Raw genomic sequence first — 14,149 nt, 5'->3', positions numbered from 1 at the left:
CGTCTCGGCGGCGGCGCGCACCAGCCCGACGGCGGCGCGCGGCCACAGGGCCAGCGGGTCGCCCGGGTCCGGGGTGCGGCCCCGCGCGGCCAGGTCACGGGCGAGCCCGGACTCGAGCACGCCGTAGACGCGCTCGAGGAAGGGTCCGAGGACGGGGGCGGGGGCGTCCGGGGCGGCGGGCGCGGGGGCGACGGCGAAGGCGTAGACCTGCGGGGAGGTGGCGGCCACGGTCAGGTAGACCTCGACCATGCGGTGCAGGGCGTCCGCGCCGGAGGACGGGCGGTCCACGGCCTCGAGCAGGCGGCGCTCCATGTGCGCGGTGACGCGCTCGGCCACGGCCAGGCGCAGGCCCTCGCGGTCCCCGAAGTACCGGTAGAAGACCGTCTTGGAGGTGCCCGCGTGGGAGGCGATCTCGTCCATGGAGGCCTGCGCGCCGAGGGCGTGCACGGCGGCGCGGGCGGCGCGCACCAGCTCCAGGCGGCGCTCGGCCCGGTGGCGGTCCCAGCGGGCGCTGCGCCCGTCGCGGGCGGCGGGGGTGTCGGACTTCACGGGACGGAGCGTATCAGGTACTGTGCGTCACAGTCACCCAGGCCCGGAACGTCCGTATCGTCCCGGGCCGGAGCCGCCCCCGCCGCCCCGGCGACGGGCCCGCCATCGAGAGGACCGCCATGACCCAGCCCGAGACCACCGCCCGTCCCGCCGTCGCCGGGGGCGCCCTGCGCCCCGCCGTCGTCGTGGGCGGCAACCGGATCCCCTTCGCCCGCGCCAACACCGCCTACGCCGACGCCGGCAACCAGGAGATGCTCACCGCCGCCCTCGACGGCCTCGTGGCCCGCTTCGGCCTGCAGGGCGAGCGCGTCGGCCAGGTCAGCGCCGGCGCCGTGCTCAAGCACCCCCGCAACTTCAACCTCACCCGCGAGGCCGTGCTCGGCTCCGCCCTGGCCTCCGACACCCCGGCCGCCGACCTGCAGGTTGCCTGCGCCACCGGCATGGAGGCCATCGGCACCCTCGCGGACAAGATCCGCCTCGGCCGCATCGACTCCGCGATCGGCGGCGGCGTGGACTCCATCTCGGACGCCCCCGTCTCCCTCTCGGACGGCGCACGCCGCGCCCTGCTGCGCCTCAACGCCGCCAAGACCATGAAGGACCGCCTCGCGGCCCTCAAGGACCTGCGCCCCGGCCACCTGGCCCCCGAGCCCGCCGGCGCCGGCGAGCCCCGCACCGGCATGTCCATGGGCGACCACCAGGCCCTGACCACCCACCGTTGGGGCATCACCCGCCAGGCCCAGGACGAGCTGGCCGCGGCCTCGCACCGCAACCTCGGCGCCGCCTACGCCGCCGGCTACATGGACGACCTCGTCACCCCGTTCCGCGGCCTGGACCGGGACAACAACCTGCGCCCGGACTCCACCCCGGAGAAGCTCGCCGGGCTCAAGCCGGCCTTCGGCCGCCACCTGGGCGAGGAGGCCACCATGACGGCGGCCAACTCCACCCCGCTCACCGACGGCGCCTCCGCCGTGCTCCTCTCCTCCGAGGACTGGGCCGGCGAGCGCGGCCTGCCCGTGCTCGCCGAGTTCGTGGACGTCGAGAACGCCGCCGTGGACTTCGTGGACGGGGACGAGGGCCTGCTCATGGCCCCCGCCTACGCCGTGCCCCGCCTGCTCGCCCGCCACGGCCTCACCCTTCAGGACCTGGACTTCGTGGAGATCCACGAGGCGTTCGCCGGCACCGTGCTGGCCACCCTGGCCGCGTGGGAGGACGAGGAGTACTGCCGCGAGCGCCTGGGCCTGGACGGCGCGTTCGGCAGCGTGGACCGCGCCAAGCTCAACGTGCACGGCTCCTCCCTTGCCGCCGGCCACCCGTTCGCCGCGACCGGCGGGCGCATCGTGGCCCTGTTGTCCAAGATGCTCCATGAGAAGGGCGAGGGATCCCTGGGCCTCGTCTCCGTCTGCGCCGCCGGCGGCCAGGGCATCGTCGCCCTGCTGCGTGGCCGCTGAGCACCCGAGAGAACCGAGAGGCACTGACATGACCGACCGCTACGGCGCCTTCGCCGCCTCCGCCCTGGGCCGCCGCCTGACCGGCGCCCTCGGCCTGCCCCAGCCCGTCGAGCTGCGCCGCCACGCCCCCGGCGAGCCCGTGCTCCACGGCACCGTCCTCGTCCTCGGCACCGGCCCCGCCGCCGCGGACGCCCGCACCCTCCTAGCCTCGTGGGGTCTGGAGGTGGCCGACGCGCCCCGCGAGGGCGCGCGGCTCGCCGGCGTCGTCGCCTGCTTCGACGACGCCGCCGCCCCCGGCGACCTGGGCGAGACCGTCCTGCAGATCGGCGGCGCGCTGCGCTCCCTGGGCCCCTCCTCCCGCGTGGTCACGGTGTCCGTGGACCCCGTGGCCGCGGCCGAGCCCGCCGTGCGGGCCGCCCGCCAGGGCGTGCAGGGCCTGACCCGCTCGCTCGCGCAGGAGATGCGCCGTGGCGGCACCGCCAACGGCATCGTCCTGGGCGAGGGCGTGCCCCTCGCCGCCCCCGGCGCCGCCGGCGCCCTCGCGTTCCTGCTCTCGGGCCGGTCCGCGTACGTCTCCGGCCAGTTCCTCCCCGTGGCCACGCGGGACGGTGCGACCCCCGCGGACCCGGCCCGCCCCCTGGCGGGCAAGGTGGCCGTCGTCACGGGTGCGGCCCGGGGCATCGGCGCCGCCATCGTGCGCACCCTGGCCCGCGACGGCGCCGCCGTGGTGGGCGTGGACGTCCCGGCGGCGGGGGAGTCGCTGGCCGCCGTCGTGAACGAGGTGGGCGGCACCGCCCTCGCCCTGGACATCACCGCCCCGGACGCCGGCGCGCGCATCCTGGAGCACTGCCGCGCCCGGCACGGGCGCATGGACGTGGTGGTGCACAACGCGGGCATCACGCGGGACCGCATGCTCGCCAACATGGACGCGGCGCGCTGGGACTCGGTGATCGCCGTGAACACCGCCTCGCAGCTGGCCATGAACGAGGCCTTCCTCGCGGACGACGCGCGGGACGTCACGGGAGAGGGGCTGCGGATCATCGGCCTGGCCTCGATCTCCGGCATCGCCGGCAACCGCGGCCAGACCAACTACGCGGCCTCCAAGGCCGGCGTGATCGGCCTGACCGCCGCCTCCGCGCCGGCGCTGGCCGCGCGCGGCGGCACGATCAACGCGGTGGCCCCCGGGTTCATCGAGACCGAGATGACCGCGAAGATCCCGCTGGCCACCCGCGAGGTCGGCCGACGGCTCAACTCGCTCCAGCAGGGCGGGCTGCCCCAGGACGTCGCCGAGGCCGTCGCGTGGTTCGCCTCCGACGCCGCCGGCGGCACCAACGGCGCCACCCTGCGCGTGTGCGGCCAGTCGAAGCTGGGGGCGTGAGCATGCGCACCACCGAGCTCGCCGCGCCGCCGTCGCTGGCCGGCCTCTACGCCCGGGCCGCCGGGCAGGCCGCCAAGGACGCGCTGACCCGCCGCTCCCGTCCCGCCGTCCTGCCCGAGCGGGAGGTGGTGGTCACCGGCCACCGGATCCCGCGCGCGGCGGTCGCGGCCTGGCGCGACGCCGTCGGCCCCGCCGACCCGGCCTCGCTGCCCTCCGTGCTCGTCCACACCCAGGTGTTCGGGGCCGCCATGGAGCTCATGGCCGACCCCGAGTTCCCCCTGCCCCTGCCCGGCATGGTGCACCTGACCAACACCGTGCTGCACCGCCGCCCGGTGCCGGCCGAGACGGCGCTGCGCGTCACGGCCCGCGCGGTCGGGCTCGTCCCGCACCACGCGGGCACCGCCGTGGACGTGGCCGTCACCGTCGAGGGGCCGGACCCCGCCGGCGGCGAGGCCGTGCTCTGGGAGGGCGTCTCCCGGTACCTGGCCAAGGGCGTGCACCTCACGGGCCTGCGGCCGGAGCGCCCGGCCCGTGAGGAGTTCACCGCCCCCGCCCGGACCGCCGAGTGGCGCCTCGGCGCCGGCGCCGGCCGCCGCTACGCGGACGTCTCCGGGGACTGGAACCCCATCCACCTCACCGGCGTGAGCGCGCGCCTGTTCGGCATGAAGGGCGCGATCGCCCACGGCATGCTGCTGGCCGCCCGCATGCTGCAGGGCCGCGAGTCCGCCGCCGGCGGGTTCCGCTGGGAGATCGAGTTCGACGCACCCGTCGTGCTGCCCGGAACCGTGGCCGTCCGCTACGAGCCCGCCGACGGGCAGGGCACCCGCGTGATCGGCTGGGACGGACGCCGCGGCCGCCGGCACTTCACCGGCCGGATCGCCCCGCTCGCGGACTGAGCGGACGCCGCCGCACGGCACAGGCCCCCGGGACGCTCCGTCCCGGGGGCCTGTGCCGTGCTCGTCCTGTGTCGTGCTCGTCCTGGCGGTGCCTGACCTGGGCGGGGCGGCACGCGGGCTCAGGCGCCGGCGTCCCCGCCGCCGTCCTGGCGGCGGGCCAGCCCGGCGGCGGCCTCGAGCAGCCCGTCGGCGTAGGCCTCCCACGAGTGGCCCGCGGCGTGGCGCACGGCGCCGGCGGCCAGGGCCTCCCACGCCGGGCGGTCCGCCAGGACGGCGGCGAGGGCGTCGGCCCAGGCCTCGGGGACGCCCTCCGTCACCAGCCGCCCGGAGGCGCCGTCGATCACGGCGTGGACCAGCCCGCCCACCCGGTGGGCGAGCACGGGCGTGCCGCAGGCCTGCGCCTCGAGGGCCACGAGGCCGTACGTCTCGGAGGCGCTGGGCATCGCGACGACGTCGGCCGCCCGGAGCTGCGCGGCCAGCTCCTCCGCCCGGACCGGCTCGGAGAAGGTCACGAGGTCCGCCACGCCGCGCTCGAGGGCCAGGCCCGGCAGGTCCAGCCCCTCCTCTCCGGAGGGCGCCCCGTTCACGTGCAGGCGCACGCCGGGGTCGGCCCCGGGCCCGCCGGCCCGCTCGCGCAGCACGGCCAGGGCCTCCACCAGCAGGTGCGGGCCCTTGTGCCGCTGGATGCGCCCGGCGAACAGCACGCGCAGGGCGCCGCCGTCGTCGGGGTCGCCCGGCCAGAGGGCCGGGCCCTCGGGGGTGAACGTCGCGAGGTCCGCGCCCGGGGGCAGCACCCGGGTGCGCGCCCGGGGCACGCCGAGGGCCTCGCGCAGGTCCACGACCTCGGCGGGGGAGTTGACCACCAGCAGGTCCGCCTCGCGGACCACGGCGCCCTCCGCCTCGATCCGCTCGGCCGGCTCGCGCAGCTCGGGGTCCTCGAGCATCTTCACGGCGGCGGTGGTGTGCATGGTGTGCAGGTGGGGGGCGCCGGTCGCGGCCGCGAGGGCGGCGGCCGTGGGCGCCGAGAGCCAGTAGTGGCCGTGCACGAAGGCCACGGGCGGGGCGGCCGGTGCGCCGGGCCCCCGGGCGTCGAGCCCGTGCGGATCGAGCCCACGCGGAGCCAGCACCGGCCCGCCCGGCACGGCGTCGGAGGCCAGCCAGGCGCGCGCCGCCGCCGTGAACTCGTCCGTCAGCCCGGCCAGCTCGGCCTTGGGCAGGGGCGCGGCCGGGCCCACGGCCAGCTCCACGACCGTCACCGCGGGCGCCTCGCCGCCGGCCTCCAGCCGCGTGACGCGCGCGCCCTCCGGGCCCACGGGCTCCTCGGCGCGGGTGAGCAGGATCATGCGCACCCCGCGCCGGGCCAGGGCCAGGGCGGCGTGGCGCACGTACACGTTCAGGCCGCCGGCGTCCCCGCGGCCCGGCTGCGCCAGGGGCGAGGTGTGCAGGCTGACGCCGATGCCGACCGGCACGGAGGCGCGCAGCTCCTCCTCGACGGCGTCGAACAGGCGGGCCGCCGACGCCGAGGACGCCAGGTCCTCGACGCGCAGCATCCGCCCCTCGCGGTCGCCGAGGGGCAGCGTCCAGTTGGGGTACTGGTCCTGGGTGGTGCCGGGCTGGTTCTGGATGCGGCGCTCGCCCACGGCGTCCACGAGGGAGACGCTGTGCAGGGCCGAGGGCGCCTGGGCCAGGAGCCGGTGCAGGGCCACGGTCTGCGCCTCGCGCTGGGCCGCGTCGTCGGGGCGCACCCGGGCGTCCCGCGCGTCGAGCAGGCCGCGTCGCACCGCGGCGCCGAGGAACGCCTCCACCTCGTCCGCCGAGCGGCGGCGCTCCTGCGCCACGTCCACGGTGTAGAGGCCGAGCCGCTCGCGCAGGTCCACCTGGACGCCCTCGAGGTAGCCGGCCGTGGGCGGCAGGTCGTGGGTGTTCACGGCGGCCATGGCCAGGCGCCGATACCGCTCCGGCGGCAGCGGCTCGCCGTCGCGCTGCTCGAACCAGAGGATCGAGGTGCCCAGCACGCCGGCCTCGGCCAGGCGGCGCTGCACCCAGGGCTCGAACGTGCCCAGGTCCTCGCCGACCACGACGGCGCCGGCCCGCTCCGCCTCGAGGGTGAGCACGGCGAGCATCGCCTCGTGGTCGTACTCCACGTAGGCGCCCTGGGTGGCCCCGGCGCCCACCGGGATCCACCACAGGCGGAAGAGCCCGAGCACGTGGTCCATGCGGATGCCGCCGGCGTCGCGCAGCACGGTGCGCAGCATGTCCCGGAACGCGGCGTAGCCGGTCTCGGCGAGGCGGCGCGGATGCCACGGGTGCTGGGACCAGTCCTGGCCAAGCTGATTGAACACCTCAGGCGGGGCGCCCACGGACATCCCGGGGACGAGCACGTCCCCGAGCATCCAGGCGTCCGCGGTCTCGCGGGTGGCCCCGACCGCCAGGTCCACCATGACGCCCATGCGCATGCCCGCGGCGCGGGCGCGCTGCTGCACGGCGGCGAGCTGCTCGGCGGCCACCCACTGCACCCAGCGGTGCAGGTCGACCTCGTCCGCGCGCTCGGTGCGCACGCGCTCGGCGTGCTCCCCGCCCGGCGCCCAGGCGGGGTCGGCCAGGTCCGGACCGGGGACGTCGTCGGCGGTGCGCAGCGCGGACCAGAGGGCGAAGTCGTCCAGGCCCGGCCCGGCCTCGGCGCGGAAGGCGGCGTAGGCGGCCTCGCGCTCGGGGGAGCGGGGCACGGCGTGCACGCGGCGCAGGGCCGGCCAGAGGGCGGCGGCCACGGCCGGGCGGTCGATCGTGCCGGAGCGCTCCAGGCGTGCCTGCACGGCGGCGCCGGCCGCGCGCAGCTCGTCCTGCTCGGCGGCGGGCAGCGAAGCGAACTCGGGGATGTCCGGCACGTGCACGAGCAGCGCGGAGAGGAAGCGCCGGGACACGGGGGAGTAGGGGGAGTCGGCCGGCTCGGCGCCGGGCTCGACGGCGTGCAGCGGGTGCAGCAGGAGGAAGTCCGCGCCGTGCGGGGCGGCCAGCTCGGCGAGGGCGGCCATGTCCGCGGCGTCGCCGATGCCCCACGAGTCCGCAGAGGTGACCGAGTACCCCTGGGCGGCGACGCCCCAGCCGCGCCGGGCGAGGAACGGGGCGGCCGTGGTGAGCCGCTCCGGGGCGCACACCAGGACGGCGGAGGCGGTGGACCCGGAGCCGCTGACGACCTCGAGGCGGTGCCAGCCGGGCGCCAGGTCCCCGGGGACCTGCACGTGCAGCCGCTCGCGCGCGACGCCGTCCACGCGGCGCACCTCGACGACCGGCTCGCTGACGTCCACGTCCAGGGTCTGCCCGGACTCGGTGTGGATCCGCGCGGTGACGGTCTCGCCGGCGGCGACGTGGCACGGCACGGAGAGCCGGTGCCCGGCGCGGGCGGCGACGGTGGGCGGCAGGACGTCCCGCCAGGGGGCGGTCTCGGCGTCCTCGAGAGCCTCGGCCAGGCCGGCGACGCCGTCCGGTCGGACGCGGACGCCGAGCGCGGCGAGGACCTTCACGAGGGCCTCGTCCGGGACGGTCTGGGCCGAGCCGTCCTGGCCGACGTAGTCCGTCTGCACGCCGTGCGCGCGGGCGAGTCGGCGCAACAGCGCGCGGGCTTCCAGGGCCATCGGGTCCTCCATGCCGTCGTCTCCGGTCGCTGACGGCGCTTGCCGTCACACGTCTCCACTCTAGTGTGCGCACCGGTGCGGGAACGAGAGGAGCCCCGGTCGTGACGACCGGGGCTCCTGCTGCTTCGATGAGCGGTGCGCGAGGGGGGACTTGAACCCCCACGTCCTTGCGGACACAGCGACCTCAACGCTGCGCGTCTACCAATTCCGCCACTCGCGCTCATCTTCGGGCCGTAAAGGCCCGTTCGCCTGGTCCGGTCCGACTCTCTCGAGCCGTTCCCTCGCCGGGCAACTCGAGAACTGTAGCACGCGCTGCGGCTAGGCTCAAAACCATGATCCAGAACGCTCATGACACCCCCGTCTCCCGCCCTGAGGACCGCGTCGTGGAGATCTGCCGCGACCTCATCCGCATCGACACCACCAACCGCGGGGGCAACGTCTCCGTGGGCGAGCCGGAGGCCGCCGCCCTGTGCGCCCGGCTCATGGAGGAGGCCGGGATGAGGCCCCGCCTCTTCGAGTCCTCGCCCGGGCGCGTGTCCGTCGTCGGGCACCTGCCCGGCTGGGACGAGGACGCGCCGGGACTCGTGGTGCACGGCCACACGGACGTGGTGCCGGCCGAGGCAGACGAGTGGAGCGTGGACCCGTTCGGCGCCGAGCTCAAGGACGGCATGATCTGGGGCCGTGGCGCCGTGGACATGAAGGGCATGGACGCGATGGTGCTCTCCGTCCTGCTTCACCTGACCCGCACGGGCCGGCGACCCCGGCGCCCGCTCACCGTGGCGTTCTTCGCGGACGAGGAGGCCGGCGGCGTCTACGGGGCGCGCTGGCTCGTGGAGCACCACCCCGAGCTGTTCGACGGCTGCACCGAGGCGATCTCCGAGGTCGGCGGCTTCTCCACCGAGGTGCACGGCTCGCGCGCCTACCTCGTGCAGACCGCGGAGAAGGGCATCGCCTGGCTGAACCTGCGCGCCGAGGGCGCCCCCGGCCACGGCTCCGCGCCCCACCCGGACAATGCGGTGACGCGCCTGGCCGGGGCCATGACCCGCATCGGCGGCCACGAGTGGCCCCTGGTCTACACGAAGACCACGCGGGCGCTACTCGAGCAGGTCGCCGAGATCATGGGCGTCGACTTCGACGAGCAGGACCCGACGCCGCAGCTCGACGCGCTCGGCCAGGCCCGCTCATGGGTGGCCGGCACGCTGCGCACCTCCTCGAACCCCACCGGGATGACCTCGGGGTACAAGCACAACGTGATCCCCTCCACCGCGACCGGCACCGTGGACGCGCGCCTGCTGCCCGGCGAGGAGGAGGCCGCCCTGGCCACCCTGCAGGAGCTGGCCGGCCCCGGGGTGAGCATCGAGCCCGAGCACCGCGACGTCGCCCTGGAGACGCCGTTCTCCGGCGACCTCGTGGAGCTCATGGTCGCCTCCCTGCAGGCCGAGGACCCGGGCGCCGAGGTGCTGCCGTTCATGCTCGGCGGCGGCACGGACAACAAGTCGCTGGCCCGCCTCGGCATCACCGGCTACGGCTTCGCGCCCATGCGCCTGCCCGCCGACCTGGCGTTCACCTCGCTGTTCCACGGCATCGACGAGCGCGTGCCCGTGGACGCCCTCGAGTTCGGCTGCCGCGTGCTCGAGCGGATGCTCGAGCCCCGCTGACCGGCCGACCCGCTGGCCCGGCCGCGGACGACGACGGCGCGGCCCGTCGTCGTCGGCCGTCCGCCGTCCGCCTCGGGTGGAGGCGAGGCGGGCTCAGGCGGGCTCAGGCGGAGGCGAGGGTGGAGGCCACGCGCACCACGCGGCGGCGCAGCCAGTAGCGCCGGGCCCCGCCGCGGAAGTGGACGGAGCGCTGCAGTTCCCAGCGGCCGTACTCGGCGTGCTCCACGAGCCGGCGGCGGGCGTCGCCCAGCGACTCGTCGGGGGAGACCGTGATCACCAGGTACTCCCACTTCTGGCCGCGGGCGATCGAGTCCAGGGTCGAGGACATCAGCTGTTCACGCACCCGTCCATCCTGGCAGAGTCGCGCCCCGCGCGGGGCGCTGCCCGGGTCAGGGGAGCACCCGCCACCCCTGGCGGGCCGTCCGGGAGGGGGTTACCGTTCAGCCATGAGCTCTGACGCCCGCATGGCCCTGGAGGCCCTCACCACCGCCCTGAACGAACACCTCGTGGCCGCGCAGAACAAGCGGGGAGAGGACGACCCTGCCGTGGAGGCCGCGTTCTTCGCCGTCGCCGACGCCTTCGAGGCCTACGAGGACGCCCTGTACGCGGACACCGAGGAGGTCACCCCCCTCGAGGTGTTCGACGATGAGGAGGACGACGAGGCCTGAGCCGCATCGCGCGTGATCCACCCCACGACCCTGGGCTCCCGCCCGGGGTCGTCGCGTACAGTGACCCTCCGTGACGTGGATCGAAGCCATCATCCTGGGCCTGGTGCAGGGCCTCACGGAGTTCCTGCCCATCTCCTCCTCCGCCCACATCCGGATCGTGGGGGAGTTCCTGCCGTCCGCGTCGGATCCGGGCGCCGCCTTCACGGCCATCACCCAGATCGGCACGGAGCTCGCCGTCCTCATCTACTTCTGGCGTGACATCACCCGCATCATCGGCCGCTGGTTCCAGGCCCTCGCCGGCCGCCTGCCGCACTCCGACCCGGACGTGCGCATGGGCTGGCTCATCATCCTCGGCTCCCTCCCCATCGCCGTGCTCGGCCTGCTGCTGCAGGACTGGATCGACACCGAGTTCCGCTCCCTCTGGATCACCGCGACCATGCTCATCGTCTTCGGCGTGCTGCTGGCCCTGGCCGACCGCCTCGGCCGACAGGCCAAGCCCCTCGAGCGGCTCACGGTCCGCGACGGCGTCCTCTACGGCTTCGCCCAGGCCCTCGCGCTCATCCCCGGCGTCTCCCGCTCCGGCGGCACCATCACCGCCGGCCTGGCCATGGGCTACACCCGCTCGGCCGCCGCCCGCTACGCGTTCCTGCTGGCCGTGCCGGCCGTGTTCGCCTCCGGCTTCTACAAGCTGTTCCAGTCCCTCGCGGAGCCCGGCACGCAGGGCCCCTACGGGATGGGTGAGACCTTCCTGGCCACCGTCATCGCGTTCGTGGTCGGCTACGCCGTGATCGCCTGGCTGATGAAGTTCATCACCACCAACTCGTACATGCCGTTCGTCTGGTACCGCATCGCCCTGGGCCTGGGCCTGTTCGCCCTCCTGGGCACCGGCGTCATCAGCGCCTGATCCCGCCCCCGCGACCGCGCCCGCCGACCCGGTCGGCCCCGCCCCGAAGCCGAGGAGTCCCGTGAAGTCCTGGTCCACCCCCGTCCCGCCCGCCGTGCCGACCCGGCCGGACCGGCTGCGCCTGCACGACACCGCCACCGGCGCCGTCCGGCACCCGGGCAACGACGCCCGTGAGGCCTCGCTCTACGTCTGCGGCATCACCCCCTACGACGCCACGCACCTCGGCCACGCCAGCACCTATGTGGCCTTCGACCTGCTGAACCGCTACTGGCGCGCCGCCGGCCTCGAGGTCGCCTACGTCCAGAACGTGACGGACGTGGACGACCCGCTGCTCGAGCGCGCCGACGCCACGGGCGTGGACTGGCGGGAGCTCGCCCGCGACCAGACCGACCTGTTCCGCACGGACATGGCCGCGCTCGAGGTGCTCGCCCCGGACCACTACGTGGGCGCCACCGAGGCGATCGACCTGGTGGTGGACGCGGTGGAGGCCATGCTGGCCGCCGGCCTGGCCTACCGGGTCCCCGGCGACGCCGACGCCCCCGACGGCGACGTCTACTTCGACGTCCGGGCCGCCGAGGCGGCCGGCGACTGGCGGCTGGGCCAGGTCTCGGCCATGCCGCTGGACGAGATGGCCGAGGTGTTCCCCGAGCGCGGCGGCGACCCGCAGCGCCCCGGCAAGCGCGACCCGCTGGACCCGCTGCTGTGGCGCGTGCACCGTGACGGGGAGCCCGCCTGGGACGGCCGCTCCCTCGGCGAGGGCCGGCCGGGCTGGCACATCGAGTGCTCCGTGATCTCCCGCGCGCACCTGCCCTCCCCGTTCACCGTCCAGGGCGGCGGCTCCGACCTGCGCTTCCCGCACCACGAGTTCTCCGCCGCCCACGCCACCGCCGTGGACGGCCGGCCCCTGGCCCGGCACTACGCCCACACCGGCATGGTGGCCCTGGACGGGCAGAAGATGTCCAAGTCCCTGGGCAACCTCGAGCTCGTCTCCCGGCTGCGCGCCCGCGGCGTCGAGCCGGTGGCCGTGCGCGCCGCGATCCTCGCGCACCACTACCGCTCCGACTGGGAGTGGTCCGAGGACGTGCTGGCCCGCGCGCAGGAGCGCGTGGCGCGCTGGCGCGCCGCCCTCGAGGGCCCGCACGCGCAGGCCGGCTCCGCCGTGCTCGACGCGGTCCACGCCGCGCTCTCGGACGACCTGGACGCCCCCCGCGCACTCGAGGCGCTCGACGCGTGGGCCGCGGGCACGCTGCCGGACCTGGACGCCGCGGACGACGCCGCCCCGGTGGCCGTGGCCGACGTCGCCTCGGCCCTGCTGGGCCTGCGCCTGCGCTGAGCCGGCGGAGGGCTCAGCGCCCGCCGCGCCCGCGCAGGTAGCGCTCGAACTCCCGGGCAATGGCCTCACCCGAGGCCTCGGGCAGCTGCTGCGTGTCCTGCGCCTCCTCGAGCTGGCGGACGTACGCGGCGACGTCGGGGTCCTCGGCGGCGAGCTCGTCCACGCCGCGCTGCCACGCCTGGGCGTCGTCCTCGAGCTCGCACGTGGAGACGCTCACGTGCAGCAGGTCCTCGATCGCCTCCACGAGGCCGAGCAGGGTCTTGGGGGAGGGCGCCTGGGCCACGTAGTGCGGCACCGCGCCCCACAGGGAGACGCTGGGCAGGCCGCGGCGGGCCGCCTCGTCCGCAATGACCCCGACGATCCCCGTGGGGCCCTCGTACGCGGGGCGGTCCGCGCCCACGGCCACGCGGACGTCCACGAGCGGGGAGGTGGGCCGGGCTCGCAGGGGCCGGCTGTGCGGCACGTCCGCCAGCAGCGCCCCGAGGGTGACGACGGCGTCCACCTGCCGCGTGGCCGCGGCCGCGAACAGCTCCTCGGCGAACGCCTGCCAGCGCACGTTGGGCTCGACGCCGACGGCCAGCAGCACGCGCACCCCGTCCGGGGGCGCGGCCTCGCCGGCGACCGGGCGGCCCTGCGCGTCCAGCTGTGCCTCGTGCAGGCGCACGGCCGGCCACTCGAGGGTGCCCAGGCCGTCCGCGTCCCGGCGGACCACGGGACGGGTCACCTGGTAGTCGTAGAACTCGCCGTCGCAGATCCGGCCGGCCTCCGCGGCGTCCCACTGCTCGCGCAGGGCGTCGAGCGCCCCGCTGGCCGCGTCCCCGGCGTCGTTCCAGCCCTCGAAGGCCAGCAGCAGGACCGTGGGCGCGCGCAGCCCCGCCTCGAGGTCGTCGACGGTGGCCGTCAGGTGCGTCCGGAGCGGCCCCAGGGCGTCGTCCGGGTGGTCCACGGAGGATGCGTCGGTCATGGCGGCCAGCCTAGGCACGGCCCGGCACCGCGGTCACGGGCGGGCCACCGCCCCCGTGCGGGCGCCCGCCGCGCGCTCGATAGGATGGACCCCATGCCCTCCACCCCCGCGGCCCGCCCGGCCGAGCGCGCCCGCGCCCTCCCGCGCGCCGTCCTCTGGGACATGGACGGCACCCTCGTGGACACCGAGCCCCTGTGGAACGCCTCCCAGCGGCGCCTGCTCGCGGAGCACGGCGGCGTGTGGTCCGAAGCCCTGGCCGACTCCCTCGTGGGCCGCCCCCTCGACGAGGGCGCGCGCCGCCTGCAGGCGGCGGGGCTGGACCTGCCGGTCGACGAGATCATCGAGCGCACCATGGGCGCCGTGACCCGCGGAGTGGCGGACCGCGTGCCCTGGCGCCCCGGGGCCCGCGAGCTGCTCGCCGCCCTGGCCGAGGCCGGCGTCCCCGGCGCAATCGTCACCATGTCGCACACCCCTCTGGCCCGCGCCCTCGCCGAGCGCGCCCCCGCGGGCGCCCTCGACGTCGTCGTCTCCGGAGACCTGGTGGCCCGCGGCAAGCCCGACCCCGAGGCCTACCTGCTCGCGCTGGACCTGCTCGCCGCGCGGCATCCGGGCCTGGACGCCGCCGGCTGCGTCGCCGTCGAGGACTCGCCGGTCGGCGTCGCCGCGGCCGTGGCCGCCGGCCTGCCCACCGTGGGCGTGCCCAGCGTCCTGCCGCTGCC

At 76.4% G+C, this 14,149-nt stretch carries 12 protein-coding genes and 1 tRNA gene; 8 read left to right on the top strand and 5 right to left on the bottom strand.

Annotated features, from left to right (window positions below; all coding sequences use genetic code 11):
• Positions 1-549 (bottom strand): TetR/AcrR family transcriptional regulator (locus tag NWP10_RS06115; RefSeq protein ID WP_258300232.1); only part of this gene is annotated, 549 nt, incomplete at its 3' end.
• Positions 550-668: 119 nt separating this feature from the next.
• Here NWP10_RS06115 and NWP10_RS06110 point away from each other — a divergent pair.
• From NWP10_RS06110 to NWP10_RS06100, 3 genes are read left to right on the top strand one after another with little or no spacing between them, the layout of a single operon-like run.
• On the top strand, positions 669-1,997 hold the full coding sequence (locus tag NWP10_RS06110) for an acetyl-CoA C-acetyltransferase (RefSeq protein ID WP_258300231.1): 1,329 nt from the start codon (positions 669-671) through the stop codon (positions 1,995-1,997).
• 28 nt (positions 1,998-2,025) lie between these two features.
• Positions 2,026-3,375 (top strand): 3-oxoacyl-ACP reductase, encoded by a 1,350-nt coding sequence (locus NWP10_RS06105; RefSeq protein WP_258300230.1) that lies wholly within the window; start codon positions 2,026-2,028, stop codon positions 3,373-3,375.
• A gap of 2 nt (positions 3,376-3,377) precedes the next feature.
• Positions 3,378-4,271 (top strand): MaoC/PaaZ C-terminal domain-containing protein, encoded by an 894-nt coding sequence (locus NWP10_RS06100; protein ID WP_258300233.1) that lies wholly within the window; start codon positions 3,378-3,380, stop codon positions 4,269-4,271.
• Between the two features lie 119 nt (positions 4,272-4,390).
• Here NWP10_RS06100 and malQ read toward each other — a convergent pair whose 3' ends face one another.
• Both malQ and NWP10_RS06090 read right to left on the bottom strand, forming a co-directional pair.
• Entirely contained in the window at positions 4,391-7,903 is a 3,513-nt protein-coding gene (malQ, locus tag NWP10_RS06095; protein WP_258300229.1) for a 4-alpha-glucanotransferase, read from the bottom strand.
• A 136-nt stretch (positions 7,904-8,039) separates the two neighbouring features.
• Positions 8,040-8,123: transfer RNA gene (locus NWP10_RS06090), tRNA-Leu, on the bottom strand.
• Between the two features lie 112 nt (positions 8,124-8,235).
• Between NWP10_RS06090 and NWP10_RS06085 the strand changes: the two genes are divergently transcribed.
• Complete coding sequence (locus tag NWP10_RS06085; protein ID WP_158494597.1) at positions 8,236-9,561, top strand: M20/M25/M40 family metallo-hydrolase; 1,326 nt, start codon at positions 8,236-8,238, stop codon at positions 9,559-9,561.
• A 103-nt stretch (positions 9,562-9,664) separates the two neighbouring features.
• On the opposite strand, the gene NWP10_RS06080 is transcribed toward NWP10_RS06085, so the two are convergent.
• Complete coding sequence (locus tag NWP10_RS06080) at positions 9,665-9,904, bottom strand: DUF5703 family protein (protein ID WP_158492760.1); 240 nt, start codon at positions 9,902-9,904, stop codon at positions 9,665-9,667.
• Between the two features lie 103 nt (positions 9,905-10,007).
• Between NWP10_RS06080 and NWP10_RS06075 the strand changes: the two genes are divergently transcribed.
• The 3 genes from NWP10_RS06075 (at position 10,008) to mshC (ending at position 12,466) form a co-directional block, all read left to right on the top strand.
• Positions 10,008-10,229: a hypothetical protein gene (locus tag NWP10_RS06075; protein WP_158494596.1), complete on the top strand. Its 222-nt coding sequence runs from the start codon at positions 10,008-10,010 to the stop codon at positions 10,227-10,229.
• Positions 10,230-10,299: 70 nt separating this feature from the next.
• The gene (locus tag NWP10_RS06070; protein WP_158494595.1) at positions 10,300-11,133 is read left to right on the top strand and encodes an undecaprenyl-diphosphate phosphatase; all 834 of its coding nucleotides are present in this window, start codon (positions 10,300-10,302) and stop codon (positions 11,131-11,133) included.
• A 61-nt stretch (positions 11,134-11,194) separates the two neighbouring features.
• Complete coding sequence (mshC, locus tag NWP10_RS06065) at positions 11,195-12,466, top strand: cysteine--1-D-myo-inosityl 2-amino-2-deoxy-alpha-D-glucopyranoside ligase (protein ID WP_258300228.1); 1,272 nt, start codon at positions 11,195-11,197, stop codon at positions 12,464-12,466.
• A 13-nt stretch (positions 12,467-12,479) separates the two neighbouring features.
• Here mshC and NWP10_RS06060 read toward each other — a convergent pair whose 3' ends face one another.
• Positions 12,480-13,430: a PAC2 family protein gene (locus NWP10_RS06060; RefSeq protein WP_258300227.1), complete on the bottom strand. Its 951-nt coding sequence runs from the start codon at positions 13,428-13,430 to the stop codon at positions 12,480-12,482.
• A gap of 93 nt (positions 13,431-13,523) precedes the next feature.
• Here NWP10_RS06060 and NWP10_RS06055 point away from each other — a divergent pair.
• Positions 13,524-14,149, top strand: a 626-nt coding sequence (locus tag NWP10_RS06055) for an HAD family phosphatase (RefSeq protein ID WP_258300226.1), incomplete at its 3' end; no start/stop codon positions are given.

Source organism: Micrococcus sp. HG099 (assembly GCF_024723355.1).
Taxonomy (GTDB): Bacteria; Actinomycetota; Actinomycetes; order Actinomycetales; family Micrococcaceae; genus Micrococcus; species Micrococcus endophyticus.
The sequence above is the reverse complement of the archived record's forward strand: the minus strand, read 5'-3'. Positions and strand labels throughout refer to the sequence as shown.